The sequence below is a fragment of the Mesorhizobium sp. NFR06 genome (assembly GCF_900115245.1).
GTDB lineage: Bacteria > Pseudomonadota > Alphaproteobacteria > Rhizobiales > Rhizobiaceae > Mesorhizobium.
Genome location: NZ_FOVT01000006.1, coordinates 245,635 through 263,264 on the forward strand (window position 1 = coordinate 245,635; position 17,630 = coordinate 263,264).

Genomic DNA, 17,630 nt, shown 5'->3' on the forward strand with positions numbered 1-17,630 from the left:
CTGCCGGGCATCTCCCCCGAGGGGGGAGATTGGCTGTTTCGGTGTCGGCGCTCTTCTTGCGACCTTGGCGATTGGCGAAAGCGGGCGCGACATCTGATCTCCCCCCTTGAGGGGGAGATGGCCGGCAGGCCAGAGGGGGGTGCTGTCCCGCCGACGTTGCCGCCTTTTTCCCTGGGGCAAAGCTCCCTGACCCGCGCGTCATCCTTGCTCCTCGAAACCATTCATGCGAAGAGCCCGCAATGGAAACAACGACGAGCCGGACATGAGCAAGGGCGGCGATCGGGCCAGGCGCAAGAACGGGCTCACCTATGCCGAGGCGGGCGTCGATATCGATGCCGGCAATCTGATGGTCGAGAAGATCAAGCCGCTGGTGCGCGCCACGCGCCGGCCGGGCGCCGACGGCGAGATCGGCGGCTTCGGCGGGTTGTTCGACTTGAAGGCCGCCGGCTTCACCGACCCGGTGCTGGTCGCAGCCAATGACGGCGTCGGCACCAAGCTCAAGATCGCCATCGACGCCGGAAAGCACGACACGATCGGCATCGACCTGGTCGCCATGTGCGTCAACGACATCGTCGTGCAGGGCGCCGAGCCGCTGTTCTTCCTCGACTATTTCGCCACCGGCAAGCTCGACCCCGACCAGGGCGCTTCGATCGTCGGCGGCATCGCGCAAGGCTGCCGGCAGGCCGGCTGCGCGCTGATCGGCGGCGAGACGGCGGAAATGCCCGGCATGTATCACGACAAGGACTACGACCTCGCCGGCTTTGCCGTGGGCGCGGCCGAGCGCGGCCAGCTGCTGCCGACCGACGACATCGTCGAGGGCGACGTGCTGCTTGGGCTGGCCTCGTCGGGCTTGCATTCCAACGGCTTTTCGCTGGTGCGCCGCATCGTCGCCGCGAGCGGGCTTGGCTGGGGCGATCCGGCGCCGTTCAACGAGGAGCTCAGCCTCGCCGAGGCGCTGCTCGAGCCGACGCGCATCTATGTGAAGTCGATCCTCAAGGCGATCCGCAACACGCATGGCATCAAGGCGCTGGCCCACATCACAGGCGGCGGTTTTCCGGAAAACATCCCGCGCGTGCTGCCCAAGGACTTTTCGGCCGAGCTCGACCTCGAGGCGATCGACGTGCCGCCGGTGTTCTCCTGGCTGGCGAAGACCGGCGGCGTCGCACCGGAAGAGATGATGCGCACCTTCAACTGCGGCATCGGCATGATCCTCGCTGTCGCTTCCGGCCAAGCGGCGCAAGTGGCGGCGGTGCTGCAGGAAGCGGGCGAGACGGTGACGCCGATCGGCCGCATCGTGCCGCGCCGCGACGCCGGCGTCATCTATCGGGGCTCGATCGGTCTATGAGCAGGAAACGCACGGTCGTCCTGATCTCGGGGCGCGGCTCGAACATGACGGCGCTGATCGCGGCGGCCGCCGACCCCATCTATCCGGCGGAAATCGTCGGCGTCATCTCCGACCGCGCCAACGCCGCCGGCCTCACCATCGCGCAATCGCGCGGCATCGCCACCAAAGTGATCCAGCGCGCCGACCATCCGGACAAGGATGCATATGACGCCGCGCTCGATGCCGCGCTCGCCGGCTTCGGCGCCGACATCGTTGCCCTGGCCGGCTATATGCGCATCCTCGGCCGTGGCCTGGTCGAGAAATGGCAGGGGCGCATGGTCAACATCCACCCTGCCCTGCTGCCGGCCTTCAAAGGGCTGGACACGCATGCGCGGGCATTGCGCGCCGGCGTGCGCATCCATGGCTGCTCCGTGCATTTCGTCACGCCCGAGATGGACGACGGACCGATCATCGCACAGGCCGCCGTGCCGGTGATGGTCGGCGACAATGAGGACACGCTGGCCGCGCGGGTGCTGAAGGTCGAGCACCGGCTCTACCCACTGGCGCTGGGGCTGGTCGCCGAAGGCAAGGCGCGCATGGAAAAGGGCCACACCGTGCTTGCCCATTTCGCCGACGACGCCGACAACGCCGCCTCGGTGGTGATGGCGCCCGACCCGCTGCGCGAGGAGAGAGACCTCGAGCAACTGGCGCGGATCACACCGTAAGGACTGCAATGGCGACGCTTAGACAATTGCTTGTGCTGCGCCACGCCAAGTCGAGCTGGGACGATCCCAAGCTTGCCGATTTCGACCGGCCGCTGGCCCCGCGCGGGTTGAAGACGGCGCCGCTGATGGGACGCGAGCTGACGCGGCGCGGGTGGCTGCCGGACCTGGCGCTGGTGTCGCCGGCGCTGCGCACCCGCGACACCTGGCGCCTGGTCGCGCAGGAGCTGCCGAAGCCCGTGCCGGCGCAGTTTGCCGAGGAGCTCTACGAGGCGGCGGCCAGCGCGATCCTTACGCGGGTGCGGCAGGCCAAGGCGACGAGCCTGCTGGTGATCGGCCACAATCCCGGCCTGCAGCAATTTGCGCTGCGGTTGGCCGGTGCCGGATCGGACGAAGGCGTCTTCAAGAAAATCGAAGCGAAGTTCCCGACGGCCGCACTTGCGCGGTTCACGCTCGACGACGATTGGGCAGACCTCGATTTCGGCGGCGCCAGGCTGACGCATTTCGTCAGGCCGAAGGATTTGGAATAGCGTCGAAGCTGCCGATCCCCCGTCGAGATGGAGGTTGGCGCGTCATCGCCTCGCTGCAAACGAAAGGCGGTGGGACGGGCCCACCGCCTTCGGCAGTTCGTAAGGCGAACTCAATTGCCCCAGATGCCCTGGCCCGGATCCGACGAATTCTGCGACGGAGCTGGTCCGGTGGTCATGTCGGTGTCGACATTGGCCGGCTTGGCCACTTCGTGCTTGCGAACCGAGGCGGTGAGGCCGCGATCGACGCCGGCGGCCGGCTGATTGGCGTTGTCGGCGCCGTAGTGGTCGCTGCCGGCGAAGGCAGTGCCGATGGCGATCAGCAGGGCGGCAGCGGTGAGAGCGATCCTGGTCATTTTCAGATGTTCCTTGTCGTCTGGTGTGGAATGGACGTTTCGAGAAAGGTCGCCGAGCGGTCAGCGCCCCCAGAGGCTGTCGTCATTGTGGCGGGCGATGATATCGGCGGCCGTCTGGCTGGAAGCGGAAGGCGCCGGCGGCTGGTGATGGGCCATTTTTTGGGCCTGGAACGAAGCGGTGGGTGTTTGATCGACGTCGACAGCCGGCTGGCTGGCGCCGTTGGCGCCATAGTTGTCGCTGCCGGCGAAAGCACTGCCGCAGACAACAAGCATCGCGGCCGCAGCAAGAGCGGTCCTGGTCATGTCATTGGTTCCTTGTTTCGTTGTGTTGGGCGGCGGCCCTTGGGAGGATGGCCCCGCTGCCGAGAAGACCCGCGGCGTGCCGAATTTATTCCCCGCGCGCCTTCGCCTTTCAGCGGCCACAACGATTTCGGGCCAGACTTCGCTCGAACAAAGACAAACGATTACAAAAGCTTGCGATACAAACACTGGTAAGGTGATTTCATCATGCCGGTAGCCGGCTTTCAGAAACGCAAAGCGGCGGGACAAGCCCGCCGCTTTGAAATCCCTCGGAGACAGGACCGTTCAGTGGTTGCCGAACAGGTCGCGGTCGCTGCCCTGGGTCAGCGGCTTCTGGACATTCGCATCCGACTTCTTGATCGAAGCGGTGAATGAGGTGTCGACCGAAGCGGCCGGCTGGTTGGCGTTGGCCGAGCGGTAGTTGTCCGAGCCGGCGAAAGCGGCACCGCTGGCAACGACAAGGACGGCGGCGGCAAGAGCGATCTTGGTCATTTGGCTACTCCAGATTTGGTTGTGAGGTGGTTCGGGACGGGAGCCGACTTAGCGGCCCCAGATACCCTGGCCGGATTCCCGCTGGTTCTGATCGGGGGTGATCTTGAGATCGCGCTGCTCGAATTTGCGGATCGAGCCGGTGATGCTGCGATCGATGTTGTCGCCAGACTGAGGCGCGGCCGACTGGGTGACCGCCGGCTGGTTGACGTTGTCGGAACCATAATGGTCGCTGGCGGCAAATGCGCCGCTCGTGGCAACCAGGAAGGCAGCGGCGGTAAGAGCAATCTTGGTCATTCTAAGCACTCCAAATTTTTCAAAGACCTGTCCGTCAAGTGGCGTGTCCACATCTGAAATCGCGTCGCCCGGACCACCCCGAAATGGGTCCGCCCCGCTGCCGTTTCCAATCACGAAAAAGTGCAAATCGAACCAATCAGTTCGATCTTGAAATCCTGTGAGCAGCGCGGTTTCCACATTCTTTCTGTTCAATATCAATGACTTGCCGAAGTGTCTGCGCGGCATGAGGTCAGCCTGAGCGAGCCGGCGTTCACCTGAATTGCACGATCCGTCAACATAAATTGAACCGAACGGTTCGGTTTCGTCTCAATCGCGGACAATTAGACGGCTCAGTTGCCGCGACGGGCACACCCGGCTGGCGTTTGCCTTGCGGGCGGATCGATACTATCGGTGTTGGAAAATGCCCATTCGAATGCATTTCGCCGCATTCGCCGATGCGCGGCGGACAGTATTCCTGAACAGTGATCAACGATGCGACTGCTGCTTGTCGAGGACAATCGCGAACTGGCCGATTGGCTGAGCAAGACGCTGCGCCAGGCGAGCTATGTGGTCGACGTCGTCCATGACGGCGAGGACGTCGAGCATGCGCTTGCCGCCGGCGACCATGCTTTGATCATCCTCGACCTTGCCCTGCCCCGCATGGGCGGCATGGAGGTGCTGAAGCGGCTGAGGGCGCGCGGCAATGCGGTTCCGGTGATCGTGCTCACCGCCAACGCCAGCCTCGACGGCCGCGTCAAGGGCCTCAACGAAGGCGCCGACGACTACCTGGCCAAGCCGTTCCAGATCGAGGAGCTGGAAGCGCGCATCCGCGTCCAGTTGCGCCGCGCCAACGACCGGACGGCGCCCGTCATTTCCTGCGGCGACCTGGTCTTCGACACCAATACCAGGCTGTTCGCGCTCGGCGGCGAGACGCTGTCGCTGACGCCGCGCGAACATGCGGTGCTGGAACAACTGGTGGTCAAGGCCGGACGCACGGTGAGCAAGGCGGCGCTGTCGGCGGCGATCTACGATTTCGAGACCGACGCCGACCCCAGCGCCATCGAGATCTATGTGCATCGCCTGCGCAAGAAGCTGGAAGGCTCGCGCGTGCAGATCGCCACCTTGCGCGGCCTCGGCTATCTGTTGCGACACGACGATCCGGCGCCATGAGGATCAGCAGCCTTCGCCTGCAATTGCTGGCCTGGGTGGTACTGCCTCTGGCCGCGCTGGTGACCATCAACCTGTGGACCAGCCAGCGCAACGCGCTGGCGACCGCGGACCTTGTCACCGACCGAATGCTGGTCGGATCGGCGCGCGCGATCGCCGAGCAGGTGGCGATGGCCGACGGCGTACTGGACGCCACCATCCCGCCGGCCGCGATCGAGATGTTCGACACCGGCGACCGCGACAGCGTCTTCTATCGGGTCGAGACCGCCGGCGGCCGGCTGCTGACCGGCTACCCCGACCTGCCCAAGGCGTCGCAGCGCGGCAGCATCGAGGCTTCCTATCGCGGTCGCCGGCTCCGCCTTTTGAGCCTCAGCCAAGCGGTGATCGGCGCCGGCGCGGACTCACCAATCAAGGTCACGGTGGGCGTCACGCTCGCCGGGCATGACGCGATGGTGAAGCGGCTGTGGTTCAGCGACTTCGCCCAGCAGTTGGCCCTGGTGGCGATCGCCGGCGTGTTCGTGCTGCTTGGACTGCGTCGGGGGCTGGCGCCGCTGATCCGCCTGCGCGACACGGTACGCTCTCCGGACCGCAGCGACCTCGACCCGGTCGAGGTGCCGGGCGCGCAAAGCGAGATCCGGCCGCTGATCGACGCGCTCAACGCCTATATGGCGCGCGTGAGGGCGCAGATGGCGGCGCAGCGCCGCTTCATCGCCAATGCCGCGCATCAGCTGCGCACGCCGCTGGCGCTCCTGTCGACGCAGGCGAGCTACGCGCTTCGCGAAACCGCCGCCGACCAACGCCGGGAAGCGTTGGTGGCGCTGCAGGCCAGCTCCGGTCGGCTGGCGCGGCTCGCCGAACAGCTCTTGACCTTGTCGCGCGCCGAGCCCGGCAGCCGGCGGCCGCGATCCGACCGCATCGACCTCACCGACGCCGCCCGCCAGGTGCTGGAGGGCCAAGCGCCGAAGGCAATCGAACGCAACATCGACCTCGGGCTCGAGGAGACCGGGCCGGTCCCGGTGATCGGCGACGGCACGATGCTGCGCGAGATGATCGTCAACCTGGTCGACAACGCGCTGCGCTACTCCAGGCCCGGCGGCAGCGTCACGGTAAAGCTCGCCGCTTCGGACGGCGAGGCCGAGCTCACGGTCATCGACGACGGGCCCGGGATTCCGGCGGAGGAGCGCGAACACGTCTTCGAGCGCTTCTACCGCATCGCCGGCGCGAGCGAGGAAGGCAGCGGGCTCGGCTTGGCAATCGTGCGCGAAGTGGTCGAGAATGCCGGCGGCAGCGTCACGCTTGGCGACGCCGCCTCCGGCGGCCTCAAGGTCGAGGTGCGCCTGCCGCTAAGTTCGATTGAAGACTAACCACCACATTGCCGCTCACTGCGTTTCATGCAGCGGCTGCGGCCGCCATTTCGCCAGCCGGTTCTCGACCAGCGTCATCAGATATTCGGCGCCCAGCGCCACCACCATGACGATGACGATCGCGGCATACATGCCGGCCGCGTCGAACGAGCCTTTGGCAATGTTGATCAACAGCCCGATGCCATAGCGCGAGCCGACGAATTCGCCGACGATGGCGCCGATGATGGCGAAGCCGAAGCTGACATGCAGGCTGGCGAAGATCCAGCTCATCGCCGACGGCACGATCACCGAGCGCGTCAGCTGCCAGTCGGAGGCGCCGAGGATGCGGGCGTTGGCGATCATCGCGCGGTCGGCCTCGCGCACGCCCTGGAAGGCGTTGTGGAAGACGACGAAGAACACCATGACGAAGGCCAGCGCCACCTTGGAGGCAAGTCCAAGGCCGAGGATCATGATGAAGATCGGCGCCAGCACCACGCGCGGGATCGAGTTGATCACCTTGATGTAGATGGAGAAGATGTCGGCGGCCATGCGGTTGCGGCCGAGCGCGACGCCGATGATGATGCCGGCAACCGAACCGGTGACGAAGCCCAGCACCGACTCCTCCATGGTGACATAGAGGTGGTACCAGAGCGGGCCTTCGGAGGTGCCTTCCGTCATCCATTCGTAGAGCCGCCCGGCGATCGCGCTCGGCATGGCGTAGAAGAAGGGATCGATCCAGGCCATGCGGCCGGCGATTTCCCACAGGCCGAGGAAGGCGATCAGGATGGCGAGCCGCCAGAAGATGACGGTGCGGCGGCGATTCACGGCTGCCTTGGCGGCGGCCGCCTCTATCTCGGCGTCCGAGGTTCCCGGCCTGAAGCTTGCGGCCGAGATGTTGACGGTAGCGTCTGTCATGTCGGCCTCCTCATGCCGCCGCGCGGGCATAGCTGGTCTCGACCTCTTCCTTGAGGTTGGCCCAGATGGTGCGCGAATAATCGATGAAGCTCTGCTCGTAGCGGATGTCGGCGACGACGCGCGGGCGCGGCAGGTCGATCGTGTAGACGGATTTCACGGTCGCCGGTCCGGCGGTGAGCACATAAACCTTGTCGGCCAGCGCGATCGCTTCCTCGAGGTCGTGGGTGACGAAGACCACGGAAGCCTTGGCCTCGGACCAGAGGCGCAAGAGTTCCTCATGCATGAGCACGCGCGTCTGCACGTCGAGCGCCGAGAACGGTTCGTCCATCAACAGGATCTCGGGTCCGTTGATGAATGTCTGGGCCAGCGCAACGCGCTTGCGCATGCCGCCGGAAAGCTGGTGCGGATAGTGCTGCTCGAAGCGTGCCAGGCCGACGCGCGCCAGCCAATCGCGCGCCGATGCCTGGGCCTCGGCCTTGGGCTTGGCGCGAAACAGCGGCCCGGCCATGACGTTTTCGATCACCGTGCGCCAGGGAAACAGCGCGTCGGTCTGGAACACGAAGCCGATGCGCGGATCGATGCCCTTGACCGGCGCGCCCATGACGCGGACCTCGCCGGCGCTCGGGCTGGCGAGCCCGGTAACCAGGTTGAGCGTCGTCGACTTGCCGCAACCGGTCGGGCCGACGACGGCGACGAACTCGCCGCGCTCGACCGTCATGGTGAAATCGCGGATCGCGGTCAGCGATTTGCCGGTGGGCGAAAGGAAGCGGCGGCTGACATTGATCAGCTCGATCGCCGGAGCGGTCTTTTCAACAGCCATGGTGTGCATACTCCAATAGAAGGCGACCGCCGCGCGGGAGATCGCCGGACGTGGCAAAAGGATCGGGGTGCCTGCGCGGGGTCGCGACCTCGCGCAGGCATCGTCGTCCGCTATTTCACGTTCTTCACGAATTCCGTGGTGTAGGTCTTGGAAAGGTCGATCTGCTTGCCCTGCAGTTCCTTCTTGAAGGCCGAGAGCACGGTCAGAACCGTCTCCGGTCCACCCTGCGGCATCACGCCGTCGGGGGTGAACATCGCCTTGCCGGCGTCAAGCGCCTTCACATAGCCTTCCTGGTCGCCGACATAGTAATCCTTCGGCATTTTTTCCGCGATCTCGGCGCCGCTATGGGTGCTGATGAACTTCAGTGTCTTGACGAAGGCGTTGGCGAGCTTCTGAACCGTTTCTTTATGGGCGTCGGCCCATTCGGTCTGCATGTAGAGGGACGCGGCCGGATAGGTGCCGCCAAGCGCTGCCTTGGTGCCTTCTATCGTGCGCATGTCGATGAGGACCTTGGCCTCGCCGGTCTTGAGCAGGCGGGTGATCGTCGGCTCGGTCGTCATGCCGGCCTGGATCTTGTCCTGCTGCATGGCGGCGATGAAGGTGTTGCCGGCGCCGACCGGCACCGAGGTGAACTCGCCGAGCTTGAGGCCGTTCTTCACCGCGAGATACTCGGTCAAGAAGTTGGTCGAGGAGCCGAGCCCGGTGACGCCGAGGCTCATGCCCTTGAAGTCGGCGGGCGACTTGATCTCCGGATGCTTGGCCGAGACCAGCTCGACCTCACCCGGCGCCTGGCTGAACTGAACGACGGATTCGACGAACTTGCCCTTGGCCTGCAGGTCGATGCAGTGGTCGTAGAAGCCGACCACGCCCTGCACGGCGCCGGCCAGCATCTCGTTCTCGGCGTCGACGCCCGCCGGCTCGTTGAGCAACTCGACGTCGAGGCCCTCGTCCTTGAAATAGCCGAGCGCCTCGGCGAGCTTCGCCGGCAGGTAGATCTGTTTTTCGTAGCCGCCGACCATGATCGAGATCTTGTCGGCCGCCGAGGCCGTCGTTGCGCCTGCGGCAACCAAGGCAAGCGTCAGCGCCGCCGAACGCAAGGCGCACTTCGAGATGAAACCGGTCACGTAACTTCCTCCAAATTTGGCGGCGCGCCATCGGGCTGCACCGCATTTCCTCCCTGCCGGCCGCTCCCGAACCGGTCACGCGACGAAAGCCGCAAAACTGTCATTGCACGGCCAAGCTTTCAGCTGGCTTTCAGCCTTTTTTAGCGACCATTGAAATGGAATTTGCCTTTCACCCAGCGCCAAAACCCAGCACGTCGCGCATATCGTATTCGCCGGGCGACTGTCCGGCGACCCAGAGCGCCGCGGCAATCGCCCCGCGCGCGAACATCGAGCGGTCGCCGGCGCTATGCGAGAGCGTGAGCGTCTCACCTTCGCTGAGGAAGCTCACGCCGTGCTCGCCGACAATGCTGCCTCCGCGCAACACGGCAAAGCCGATCTCGCCGGCGGGGCGCGGACCGGTGACGCCATCACGGGCACGCTTGGCAATCTCGCTTAGTGCGACGCCGCGTCCGCGCGCGGCCGCCTCGCCCAGCATCAGCGCGGTGCCCGAAGGCGCGTCGACCTTGAAGCGGTGATGAGCTTCAAGGATCTCGATATCGCAGTCATCGCGCCCAAGCGCCCTCGCCGCCTGCTCCACCAGGCCGGTCAGCATGTTGAGCCCCAGCGAGTAGCTGCCGGAACGCACGATGGCGATTTTCTTTGCCGCCTCGGCGATCGCGGCCAACTCCGAAGCGTCGAAGCCGGTCGAGCCGATGACCAGCGCCGGGCGGCCGCGCGCGGCGCAGGTCCTTGCCAGCTCGGCGGAAGCCAAGGGCGTGGTGAAGTCGATCACCACATCGGCGAGCGCCAGCGCCTCATCCGGCTCGACCAGTCCCTCGCCAGTGCTGTCCGGCCTGTGGAAGCGGGCGACGAGCTCCAGCCGCGGCTCGGCCGCGATCGTCTGAGCCATCTGCCGGCCCATGCGGCCGAGCGCGCCGGCGATGGCTATCCTGAGCGGCTGCGGCATGGCTTTCCCTGTTGAAAGGCGAGTCGGAACAACCCTCTATCACGCCGCCTTGCCAAAGTGATTCAAGCCGGGTGTCGCAGGCGAAAGCGGGGCGCGTGAATGTGAAGCGCCACACTCATCAGCACTCATGCAATGTGCTAATTTAGCGCCCGGGGTCCGACTGCCCGGACCGTGTCCGAGGGGGGCTCCGATGCCGCGGCCAATGCATGTCCTGGTTCTTTCCTGCCTCGCATTGGCGCCGTTTGCCGGCGGGGCCTTCGCGGCCCAGGCATCTTCCGACAAACCCGACGATGCGGCGAAAAAGGCAGCGCTGGCCGAGGCGATCGGCGTCTGCGACCGGGGCGCTTCCGTGCCGCTCGACCCTGAAGCCAAGGCCCCGCCTGTCCAGTATGGCGAGCTCTTCCCGCAGGATTTCGACTTCAGCAAGCTCAAGGCCCTGGCCGAAAAATGTCAGGCAGCGATGCTCGGCGCGCCTCAGGAAAAGCGGCTTACGCTGCAATGGCTGCGGGCGCAGGTCGCGCTAAACCAGGCGGGGCTGTCTTTTCTCCTCCCACAGATCGAGCTGCTCGCCGACGGCGGCAGTCCCGAGGCGAATTATCTCCTCTACGAGTTCTATTCGGTACATCGGCACGACAGCGCCGATGCCGGTCCGGCGCCCGTCACGCGGGTAATGGCGCTCGATGCCTTGCAGAAAGCCGGCGCCTCAGGTCACCTGACAGCCCTGGTGACGCTGCTGCGGCAATACACCCAGGGGCCGCTGCTGCGCCGCGACCCGCACAAGCTGGTCGAGACCGCGCAGCGCATCATCGACGCGCCGGCCCAGGGCCAGGCGCCGGGCGAATGGGATCGCCAGCTGCGCGCGGCGATGCCGCTGTTGATCGCGCAAACGATGCTGGAGAGGGGCGGTTTCACCAGCGAGGAGCAGCAGAAGGCCTTTCACGCCGTCGACGCGGATTCCAAGGCCGGGACCAATGGCCCTGAACCGTCCGTGCTCGCCTATATCAAGGCGCTGCGGCTCGGCCGCGGGACGCCGCAGGATGCGGCGAAGGCCAGGCAGTTGCTGGAAGCGCGCGTCGGCAATGATCAGTATGCAGCACCGATGCTGGCCGACATGCTGGCCAAGGGCGAAGGCGGCCCAGCGGACGGCAAGCGCGCCATCGCCATGCTGCGCGCCGCCATCAAGAACGTCGCCGACGCCGGGCCGTTGCTGGCTGGCCTGCTGCTGGACGGCAAGCTGGTCGGTCGCCAGCCGCGCGAGGCGATGCAGTTGCTCAACGCCGCCTGGGATCTCGACGCCGGCATCAGGCTTGCGGGCCTGCTTCCCGATTATGACGGCGTCCAGATCGACAATCCCGGCTGGCTGATCGAGCGGCTGAGCGACGCCGCGGATGCCGGCGAGCCCGGTGCGGCGCTGGCGCTGGCGCGGCTCGAGCTTTCGGGCGACCAGCGGTTCAAGAACGAAGAAGTGGCGCGCGCCATGTTGAAGCCGCTGGCGGACGCCGGCGACCGCGACGCGCTCTGGCTCTATGCCGCAACGCAATACGCCAATCTCGATTCGACCAGCTATCGGCCGTCGCGCCGCGACGGCGGGCTGAGCGACGATCAATTGAAAGCGCTGATCGCCGAAGGCGAAGGCAGGAAGGAGGCACAGGCCTATCTGCTGCAGGCGAAGCTCCTGCGTCGCGGCGTGGTTTACGAGCAGGACGACGCGAAAGCGACCGCGATGCTGATCAACGCCGCCAATCTCGGCAGCGTCGAGGCGATGGTCCTGCTCGGCGACGCCTATGACGAGGGTCTGGGCATCGACAAGAACCCGCGCGAGCGCCTGCATGCGTGGCGCGAGGCGGCGCGGCTCGGCTCGCTCAAGGCGAAGAGCAAACTCGCCAACGCGTTCACCTTCGACAGTTTCGACCACCTTATGACGCTGCGCGAAGGCATCACCGACCGCATCGCGCTTTACAATGACGGCATCGGCCGGATGGGCGCCGGCGTGTTCGGCGGCGACGCCGGCATGGAACTGAGCGGCCTGTTTTCCGGACCGGCCTCCAGCGCCGGAACGGCGGCGGTCGCGGCCGCTGTCATGGACGCGTTTCGCGAGGCGCCGGCGGGGCTCGACGAGGAGAACCTGGTCAGCGTCGGCAAAGCGCTGCCCGACGAAATCCGCGTCGCGATCGAGACGGCGCTGAAGAACGAGGGTTTTTATGCCGGCGAGCCGAAGGGCTATTTCGGTCCGGACGCGCGCAAGGCGCTCGCCGCCTGGGTCGACGCGAAAGAACCGCTCGCGGATGCCGCCAGCCCGCAGGCCACGGCGACGCAGCAGTCCGCGCCGGCTCCGGGCCTGCTGGCCAGCGAAATTCTCGACCGCGTCGGCAAGAAGGTCTTCGCCCAGGCGCAGGCGGCCAAGACGGACAAGCAGAAGCTTGCCGCCATCAAGCGGCTCGATTTGCTCGCCCGCTATGGCGACCTGCCGTCGCGCTGGGCGCTGGTGCGCAACTACCATCAGGCAAAGGTCGTGCGTGCGGTGGTCACGCCCGAGGAAGTCACACGCTATGCGCTGGACATTCTGGTGTCGAAGCCCGACGGCGTCGACAAGCCGGAGTTCGAATTCATCTTCGACCTGACGCAGATAGCGCAGGACCGGAAATCCAAGGCCGTGGGCAGCGCCACGCTTCAGGCAATCCGCGACGATCCGCGCCTGCAAGACCCGCTGACGCTCGGCGCCATCATGGGCCAGTTCGCCTTCGCGCCCGACGCCTGCGACTCCGTGCTCGCCGCTGCCAAGAAAGCCGACGTCGACGGCATGGGTTCGGACGGATGCGACGAGGACACGCGCACTGCCCTCATTGCCTTCGCCAAGGAAAAGGGCACTTCGGGTGTCGATGCCGCGGCGCGCAAGGCGGCTGCGGACGAGATCAAGACGCTGGACGCGCAGGCGGCGAAGTAGCTTCTTGTTTTTTTAGGCAATTCCGGAACGGAAAACCGCTGCGCACTTTTCCTGGAATTGCTCTTGTTCTGTCGCAATTCCGGAACGGAAAACCGCTGCGCACTTTTCCTGGAATTGCTTTTAGAGCGCCCTGAGCCAGACCTTGTTGTCGTGGAAGGCGGCGCCGCCATAGGGCGCCGGCGCGTCGGCGCCGGTCAGCACATTGATGCCTTCGCCGCGCTCATGCGCGCTGTTTGGCCAGATGCCTTCGGCGACCACCACGCCACGCTTCACACCCTTGAAGAACCTGGCGTGCAGCACGAGGTCGCCGCGCCGGTTGCCGACCTCGACGCGGCCGCCATCCTCGATGCCGAGCGCCGCCGCGTCCTCGGGATGAAGCAGCAATTCCGGCCTGCCTTCCTTGACTATCGACACCGGCGTCTCGGCAAAGGTGGAGTTCAGAAAATTGCGCGCCGGCGAGGTGGTCAGCCGGAACGGATGCTCCTCATCCGCCACCTCGATCAGGTCGACATGGTCGGGGAACTCCGGCAGCCGCTCGACAGGCCCGAACAGGCCCATGCTCTTCGGCGGCCGGTTGGGCGCCGACTGTCCGGTCCAGTTGGCCCGGAAATGGAATTTCCTGTCGGCATGGCCGAAGCCGTTGATGAAATGCGCGTCGTCGAAATCGGGCTGCAGGTCGACCCATTTCTGTTCTTTGAGGCTGTCGAAGCCGCCAAGCCCGCGCTTGCCGAGGATGATGTCGATATGCTCCCGCTCGGTCAGGCCGAAGCCCGGCCGGCCGCCGACCCCCAGCCGCCTGCCCAGTTCCTCATTGACATAGTGGTTCGTGCGCGGGCCTTCCGGCGGCTCGATCAGCTTGGGGCCGAGCGTGATGTGCTGGTTGCCGCCGCCCTTGTAGATGTCGTCATGCTCCAGGAACATCGTCGCCGGCAGCACCACATCGGCGAGCCTGGCCGTATCGGTCATGAACTGCTCGTGCACGCAGGTGAACAGGTCCTCGCGCAGAAACCCCTTTCTCACCAGGCGCTGCTCCGGTGCGACATTCGCCGGATTGGTGTTCTGGATCAGCATCGCGGTGACCGGCGGGCCGCCATAGAGCGCGTCCTCGGCACCGGTCAGCACCGGGCCAATGCGCGAATGGTCGAGATAGCGGATGTTCGGGTCGCGCATCGCGGTCCCTTCGAGCACGTCCTGGTTCAGCTTGAAGATGCCGGAGTTGGAGTGAAAGGCGCCGCCGCCCTCATACTGCCAGGCGCCGGTGACGGCGGCGATGCAGGAGACGGCATGCATGTTGACCGAGCCGTTGCGCTGGCGGGCAAAGCCATAGCCGAGGCGAAAGTAAGTCTTCTTCGTCGTGCCGACGAGCCGCGCGAAAGTCTCGATCTCGGCGACGCTGAGCCCGGTGATGGCTGCGGCCCATTCCGGTGTTTTGCTCCGCAGATGCTCTTCCAGCCCGCGCGGGTCGTCGGTGTATTTTTCGAGATAGGCGCGATCGGCGAGCCCATCGCGGAACACCACATGCATGACCGCGCAGGCGAGCGCGCCGTCGGTGCCGGGACGCAGCACCAGGCCGAGATCGGCCTGCTTCATGGTGGCGTTGTCATAGATGTCGACGACGACGATCTTGGCGCCGCGTTCTTTGCGTGCCTTGGTCGCGTGGGTCATGACATTGACCTGCGTGACAACGGCATTGGTGCCCCAGATCACCACGCAGTCGGATTTCGCCATCTCGCGCGGATCGGGACCGCGCAAGGCGCCCGCGCCCATCATCCAGCCGGTCCAGGCGAGATTGGTGCAGATCGAGCCAAAGAAGCCTGAGTATTTCTTGGCGTGCCGCAGCCGCTCGATGCCGTCGCGCTGCACCAACCCCATGGTGCCAGCATAGTAATAGGGCCAGACGGTCTCCGAGCCATACCTCGCCTCGGCGGCGATGAACCTTTCCGCGACGAGGTCGAGCGCCGCTTCCCAGCTGGATTCCTTCCAGACGCCCTCCCCCTTGGCGCCTGCGCGCACCAGCGGCTTCAGCAGGCGATCGGGATGGTGTACACGGTCGGCATAGCGGGCGACCTTGGCGCAGACGACACCCCCCGTGTAGCTGTTTGTCTTGGCGCCGTGGACGCGGCCGATGCGGTCTTCGTCGAGCAACTCGACCTCGAGCGCGCAAGTGGAGGGACAGTCATGCGGACAGGCGGAATAACCGATCCGGAGCTTGGCGTGCTGGTTCATGACGCGGTGTGTAGCGGGTTTTGCGGGAGAGGTGTAGGGCCAGACAACTAGCTAATCTCCCCCCTTGTGGGGGAGATGTCCGGCAGGACAGAGGGGGGCGCGAAGGAACGCGGCTTTGGAGACGCCTACTCTGGCCAATGGAAGTTGATCGCGTAACAAGCTGACAGGCTGGCGGGACAGCGCCCCCCTCTGCCCTGCCGGGCATCTCCCCCACAAGGGGGGAGATCAGCTAGTCACTCCGCGATCCCTTCCTCGTACTCCGCCGACATGGTCAGCCACTTGTCCTCGTTCTGCGCCAGCGTGTGCGCCAGCTGCGAGCGCTCCTTGGCGAGACGCGTGGCGGTCGAAGGGTCCTTCTCGTAAATCGCCGGATTGGCGAGCTCGTCCTCGATCAGGTCGATGCGCTTGCGGATGCGGTCCATAAGCGCCTCGGTGGCGCGGATTTCCTTTGCAAGCGGCTCCAAGGCGGCGCGGCGTTGCGCGGCCTCGCGGCGGCGGTCGGCCTTGGACGCCCTGTCCGCTTCCTTCTGCTCGCGGCGGTTGGAGGAGACGCCGGTGACCAGCGTCTTATAATCCTCCAGGTCGCCCTCATAGGGATTGACCGCGCCGTCCTTGACCAGCCACAGCCGGTCGGCCGTCGCCTCCAGGAGATGCCGGTCGTGCGAGATCAGGATCACGGCGCCCGGAAAATCGTTGAGCGCGTGGATCAGCGATTCGCGACTGTCGATGTCGAGATGGTTGGTCGGCTCGTCGAGGATGAACAGGTTCGGACCCTCGAAGGCCGAGAGGCCCATCAAAAGCCGCGCCTTCTCGCCGCCGGACAGGTCCTTGGCGGCCGTGTTCATCTTCTCGGTCGACAGGCCGAACCGGGCGACGCGCGCACGCACCTTGGCTTCCGGCGTGTCCGGCATCAGCCGGCGCACATGTTCATAGGCGCTTTCCTCGGGACGCAGATCGTCGAGCTGATGCTGGGCGAAGATCGCAACTTTAAGCCCCGGCGCGAGCGTCACGGAGCCGGTCTCGGCCTTCAGCCGGCCGGCGAGCAATTTGGCGAAGGTCGATTTGCCGTTGCCGTTGGCGCCGAGCAGCGCGATGCGGTCGTCGGCATCGATGCGCAGCGTCATCTTCTTCAGAATCGGATTGCCCTCGGTGTAGCCGACATTGACGCCGTTCAGCGCCACGATCGGCGAAGCCACCGTCTTCACCGGCTCGGGGAAGGAGAACGGCCGGACCGTGTCGTTCACGATGGCGGCGATCGGTTTCAGCTTCTCCAGCGCCTTCAGGCGTGACTGCGCCTGCCTCGCCTTCGAGGCCTTGGCGCGGAAACGCTCGACGAAGGACTCCATATGCTTGCGCTGCGTCTCCTGCTTGACGCGGCTCTTCTCCTGCAATTCGCGCTGCTCGCTGAGCTGGCGCTCGAACTGGTCGTAGCCGCCGCGCCAGAAGGTCAGCTTCTTCTGGTCGAGATGGACGATCGAATTGACGGCGCGGTTGAGCAGATCGCGGTCGTGCGAGATCAGTAAAACCGTGTGCGGATATTTCGACACGTAGTTTTCCAGCCAGAGCGTGCCTTCGAGGTCGAGATAGTTGGTCGGCTCGTCGAGCAGCAGAAGGTCGGGCTCGGAAAACAGCACGGCGGCCAAAGCCACGCGCATGCGCCAGCCGCCGGAGAAGGACGAGGCCGGCCGCCTCTGCGCGGCGTCGTCGAAGCCGAGGCCGGCGAGAATGGTGGCGGCCCGGGACTCGGCCGAATGCGCGTCGATATCGGCGAGCCGCGTGTGGATCTCAGCGATGCGGTGCGGATCGGTCGCGCTCTTCTCTTCTTCGAGCAAGGCCTGGCGCTCGGCATCGGCCTTGAGCACGATCTCGATCAGCGGCTCCTCGGTGCCGGGCGCCTCCTGCGCCACCTGGCCGATGCGGGTGTTCTTCGGCAGGCTGATCGAGCCGGTCTCGGACGGAAAATCGCCGGTGATGGCCTTGAACAAGGTGGTCTTGCCGGTGCCGTTGCGGCCGACGAGACCAGCCTTGGTGCCGGCCGGCAGGGTCAGCGAGGCATGATCGAGAAGCAGCCGCCCCGCCATGCGCAGCGTAAGATCGTTGATGATAAGCATAAGCGGGCTTTTGCACGGGACATCGGCGCTTCGCAAGAGC

Annotated in this window: 16 protein-coding genes; 6 read left to right on the plus strand and 10 right to left on the minus strand. The window is 65.6% G+C overall.

Annotated features, from left to right (window positions below):
- The first annotated feature begins 262 nt into the window (after window positions 1-262).
- From purM to F3H96_RS13855, 3 genes are read left to right on the plus strand one after another with little or no spacing between them, the layout of a single operon-like run.
- Window positions 263-1,345, plus strand: a complete 1,083-nt coding sequence (gene purM, locus F3H96_RS13845; RefSeq protein ID WP_149802283.1) for a phosphoribosylformylglycinamidine cyclo-ligase — start codon at window positions 263-265, stop codon at window positions 1,343-1,345.
- Window positions 1,342-2,049 carry a phosphoribosylglycinamide formyltransferase gene (gene purN, locus F3H96_RS13850; protein WP_149802284.1) on the plus strand — a complete coding sequence of 236 codons (708 nt, stop codon included), beginning with the start codon at window positions 1,342-1,344 and terminating at the stop codon, window positions 2,047-2,049. Before purM ends, purN begins: the two co-directional genes overlap by 4 nt.
- An 8-nt stretch (window positions 2,050-2,057) precedes the next feature.
- Complete coding sequence (locus tag F3H96_RS13855; RefSeq protein ID WP_149802285.1) at window positions 2,058-2,576, plus strand: histidine phosphatase family protein; 519 nt, start codon at window positions 2,058-2,060, stop codon at window positions 2,574-2,576.
- Window positions 2,577-2,686: 110 nt separating this feature from the next.
- Here F3H96_RS13855 and F3H96_RS13860 read toward each other — a convergent pair whose 3' ends face one another.
- From F3H96_RS13860 to F3H96_RS13875, 4 genes are all read right to left on the minus strand, one after another.
- A complete protein-coding gene (locus F3H96_RS13860; protein WP_149802286.1) occupies window positions 2,687-2,929 on the minus strand; it encodes a DUF680 domain-containing protein in 243 nt (80 codons plus the stop codon).
- A 60-nt stretch (window positions 2,930-2,989) separates the two neighbouring features.
- Window positions 2,990-3,232 (minus strand): DUF680 domain-containing protein, encoded by a 243-nt coding sequence (locus F3H96_RS13865; RefSeq protein ID WP_149802380.1) that lies wholly within the window; start codon window positions 3,230-3,232, stop codon window positions 2,990-2,992.
- 282 nt (window positions 3,233-3,514) lie between these two features.
- On the minus strand, window positions 3,515-3,721 hold the full coding sequence (locus F3H96_RS13870) for a DUF680 domain-containing protein (protein WP_149802287.1): 207 nt from the start codon (window positions 3,719-3,721) through the stop codon (window positions 3,515-3,517).
- A gap of 48 nt (window positions 3,722-3,769) precedes the next feature.
- A complete protein-coding gene (locus F3H96_RS13875) occupies window positions 3,770-4,015 on the minus strand; it encodes a DUF680 domain-containing protein (protein ID WP_149802381.1) in 246 nt (81 codons plus the stop codon).
- Between the two features lie 471 nt (window positions 4,016-4,486).
- Between F3H96_RS13875 and F3H96_RS13880 the strand changes: the two genes are divergently transcribed.
- Both F3H96_RS13880 and F3H96_RS13885 read left to right on the plus strand, forming a co-directional pair.
- Entirely contained in the window at window positions 4,487-5,164 is a 678-nt protein-coding gene (locus F3H96_RS13880) for a response regulator (protein WP_149802288.1), read from the plus strand.
- Entirely contained in the window at window positions 5,161-6,525 is a 1,365-nt protein-coding gene (locus tag F3H96_RS13885; RefSeq protein ID WP_149802289.1) for a sensor histidine kinase, read from the plus strand. The genes F3H96_RS13880 and F3H96_RS13885 overlap by 4 nt, the downstream gene beginning before the upstream one ends.
- A gap of 15 nt (window positions 6,526-6,540) precedes the next feature.
- On the opposite strand, the gene F3H96_RS13890 is transcribed toward F3H96_RS13885, so the two are convergent.
- The 4 genes from F3H96_RS13890 to dapB all read right to left on the minus strand — a co-directional run bounded on the left by F3H96_RS13890 (window position 6,541) and on the right by dapB (window position 10,309).
- Window positions 6,541-7,419: an ABC transporter permease gene (locus F3H96_RS13890; protein WP_149802290.1), complete on the minus strand. Its 879-nt coding sequence runs from the start codon at window positions 7,417-7,419 to the stop codon at window positions 6,541-6,543.
- A 10-nt stretch (window positions 7,420-7,429) separates the two neighbouring features.
- Entirely contained in the window at window positions 7,430-8,239 is an 810-nt protein-coding gene (locus tag F3H96_RS13895; protein WP_149802291.1) for an ABC transporter ATP-binding protein, read from the minus strand.
- Window positions 8,240-8,349: 110 nt separating this feature from the next.
- Window positions 8,350-9,336, minus strand: a complete 987-nt coding sequence (locus F3H96_RS13900) for an ABC transporter substrate-binding protein (protein WP_244620013.1) — start codon at window positions 9,334-9,336, stop codon at window positions 8,350-8,352.
- A 196-nt stretch (window positions 9,337-9,532) separates the two neighbouring features.
- A complete protein-coding gene (gene dapB / locus F3H96_RS13905) occupies window positions 9,533-10,309 on the minus strand; it encodes a 4-hydroxy-tetrahydrodipicolinate reductase (RefSeq protein WP_149802292.1) in 777 nt (258 codons plus the stop codon).
- Between the two features lie 190 nt (window positions 10,310-10,499).
- On the opposite strand from dapB, the gene F3H96_RS13910 reads away from it, so the two are divergent.
- Window positions 10,500-13,253, plus strand: a complete 2,754-nt coding sequence (locus F3H96_RS13910; protein ID WP_149802293.1) for a sel1 repeat family protein — start codon at window positions 10,500-10,502, stop codon at window positions 13,251-13,253.
- Window positions 13,254-13,373: 120 nt separating this feature from the next.
- Here F3H96_RS13910 and F3H96_RS13915 read toward each other — a convergent pair whose 3' ends face one another.
- Window positions 13,374-15,479: a molybdopterin oxidoreductase family protein gene (locus tag F3H96_RS13915; protein ID WP_149802294.1), complete on the minus strand. Its 2,106-nt coding sequence runs from the start codon at window positions 15,477-15,479 to the stop codon at window positions 13,374-13,376.
- 233 nt (window positions 15,480-15,712) lie between these two features.
- Window positions 15,713-17,590 (minus strand): ABC-F family ATP-binding cassette domain-containing protein, encoded by a 1,878-nt coding sequence (locus tag F3H96_RS13920; protein WP_149802295.1) that lies wholly within the window; start codon window positions 17,588-17,590, stop codon window positions 15,713-15,715.
- Window positions 17,591-17,630 lie beyond the last annotated feature (40 nt).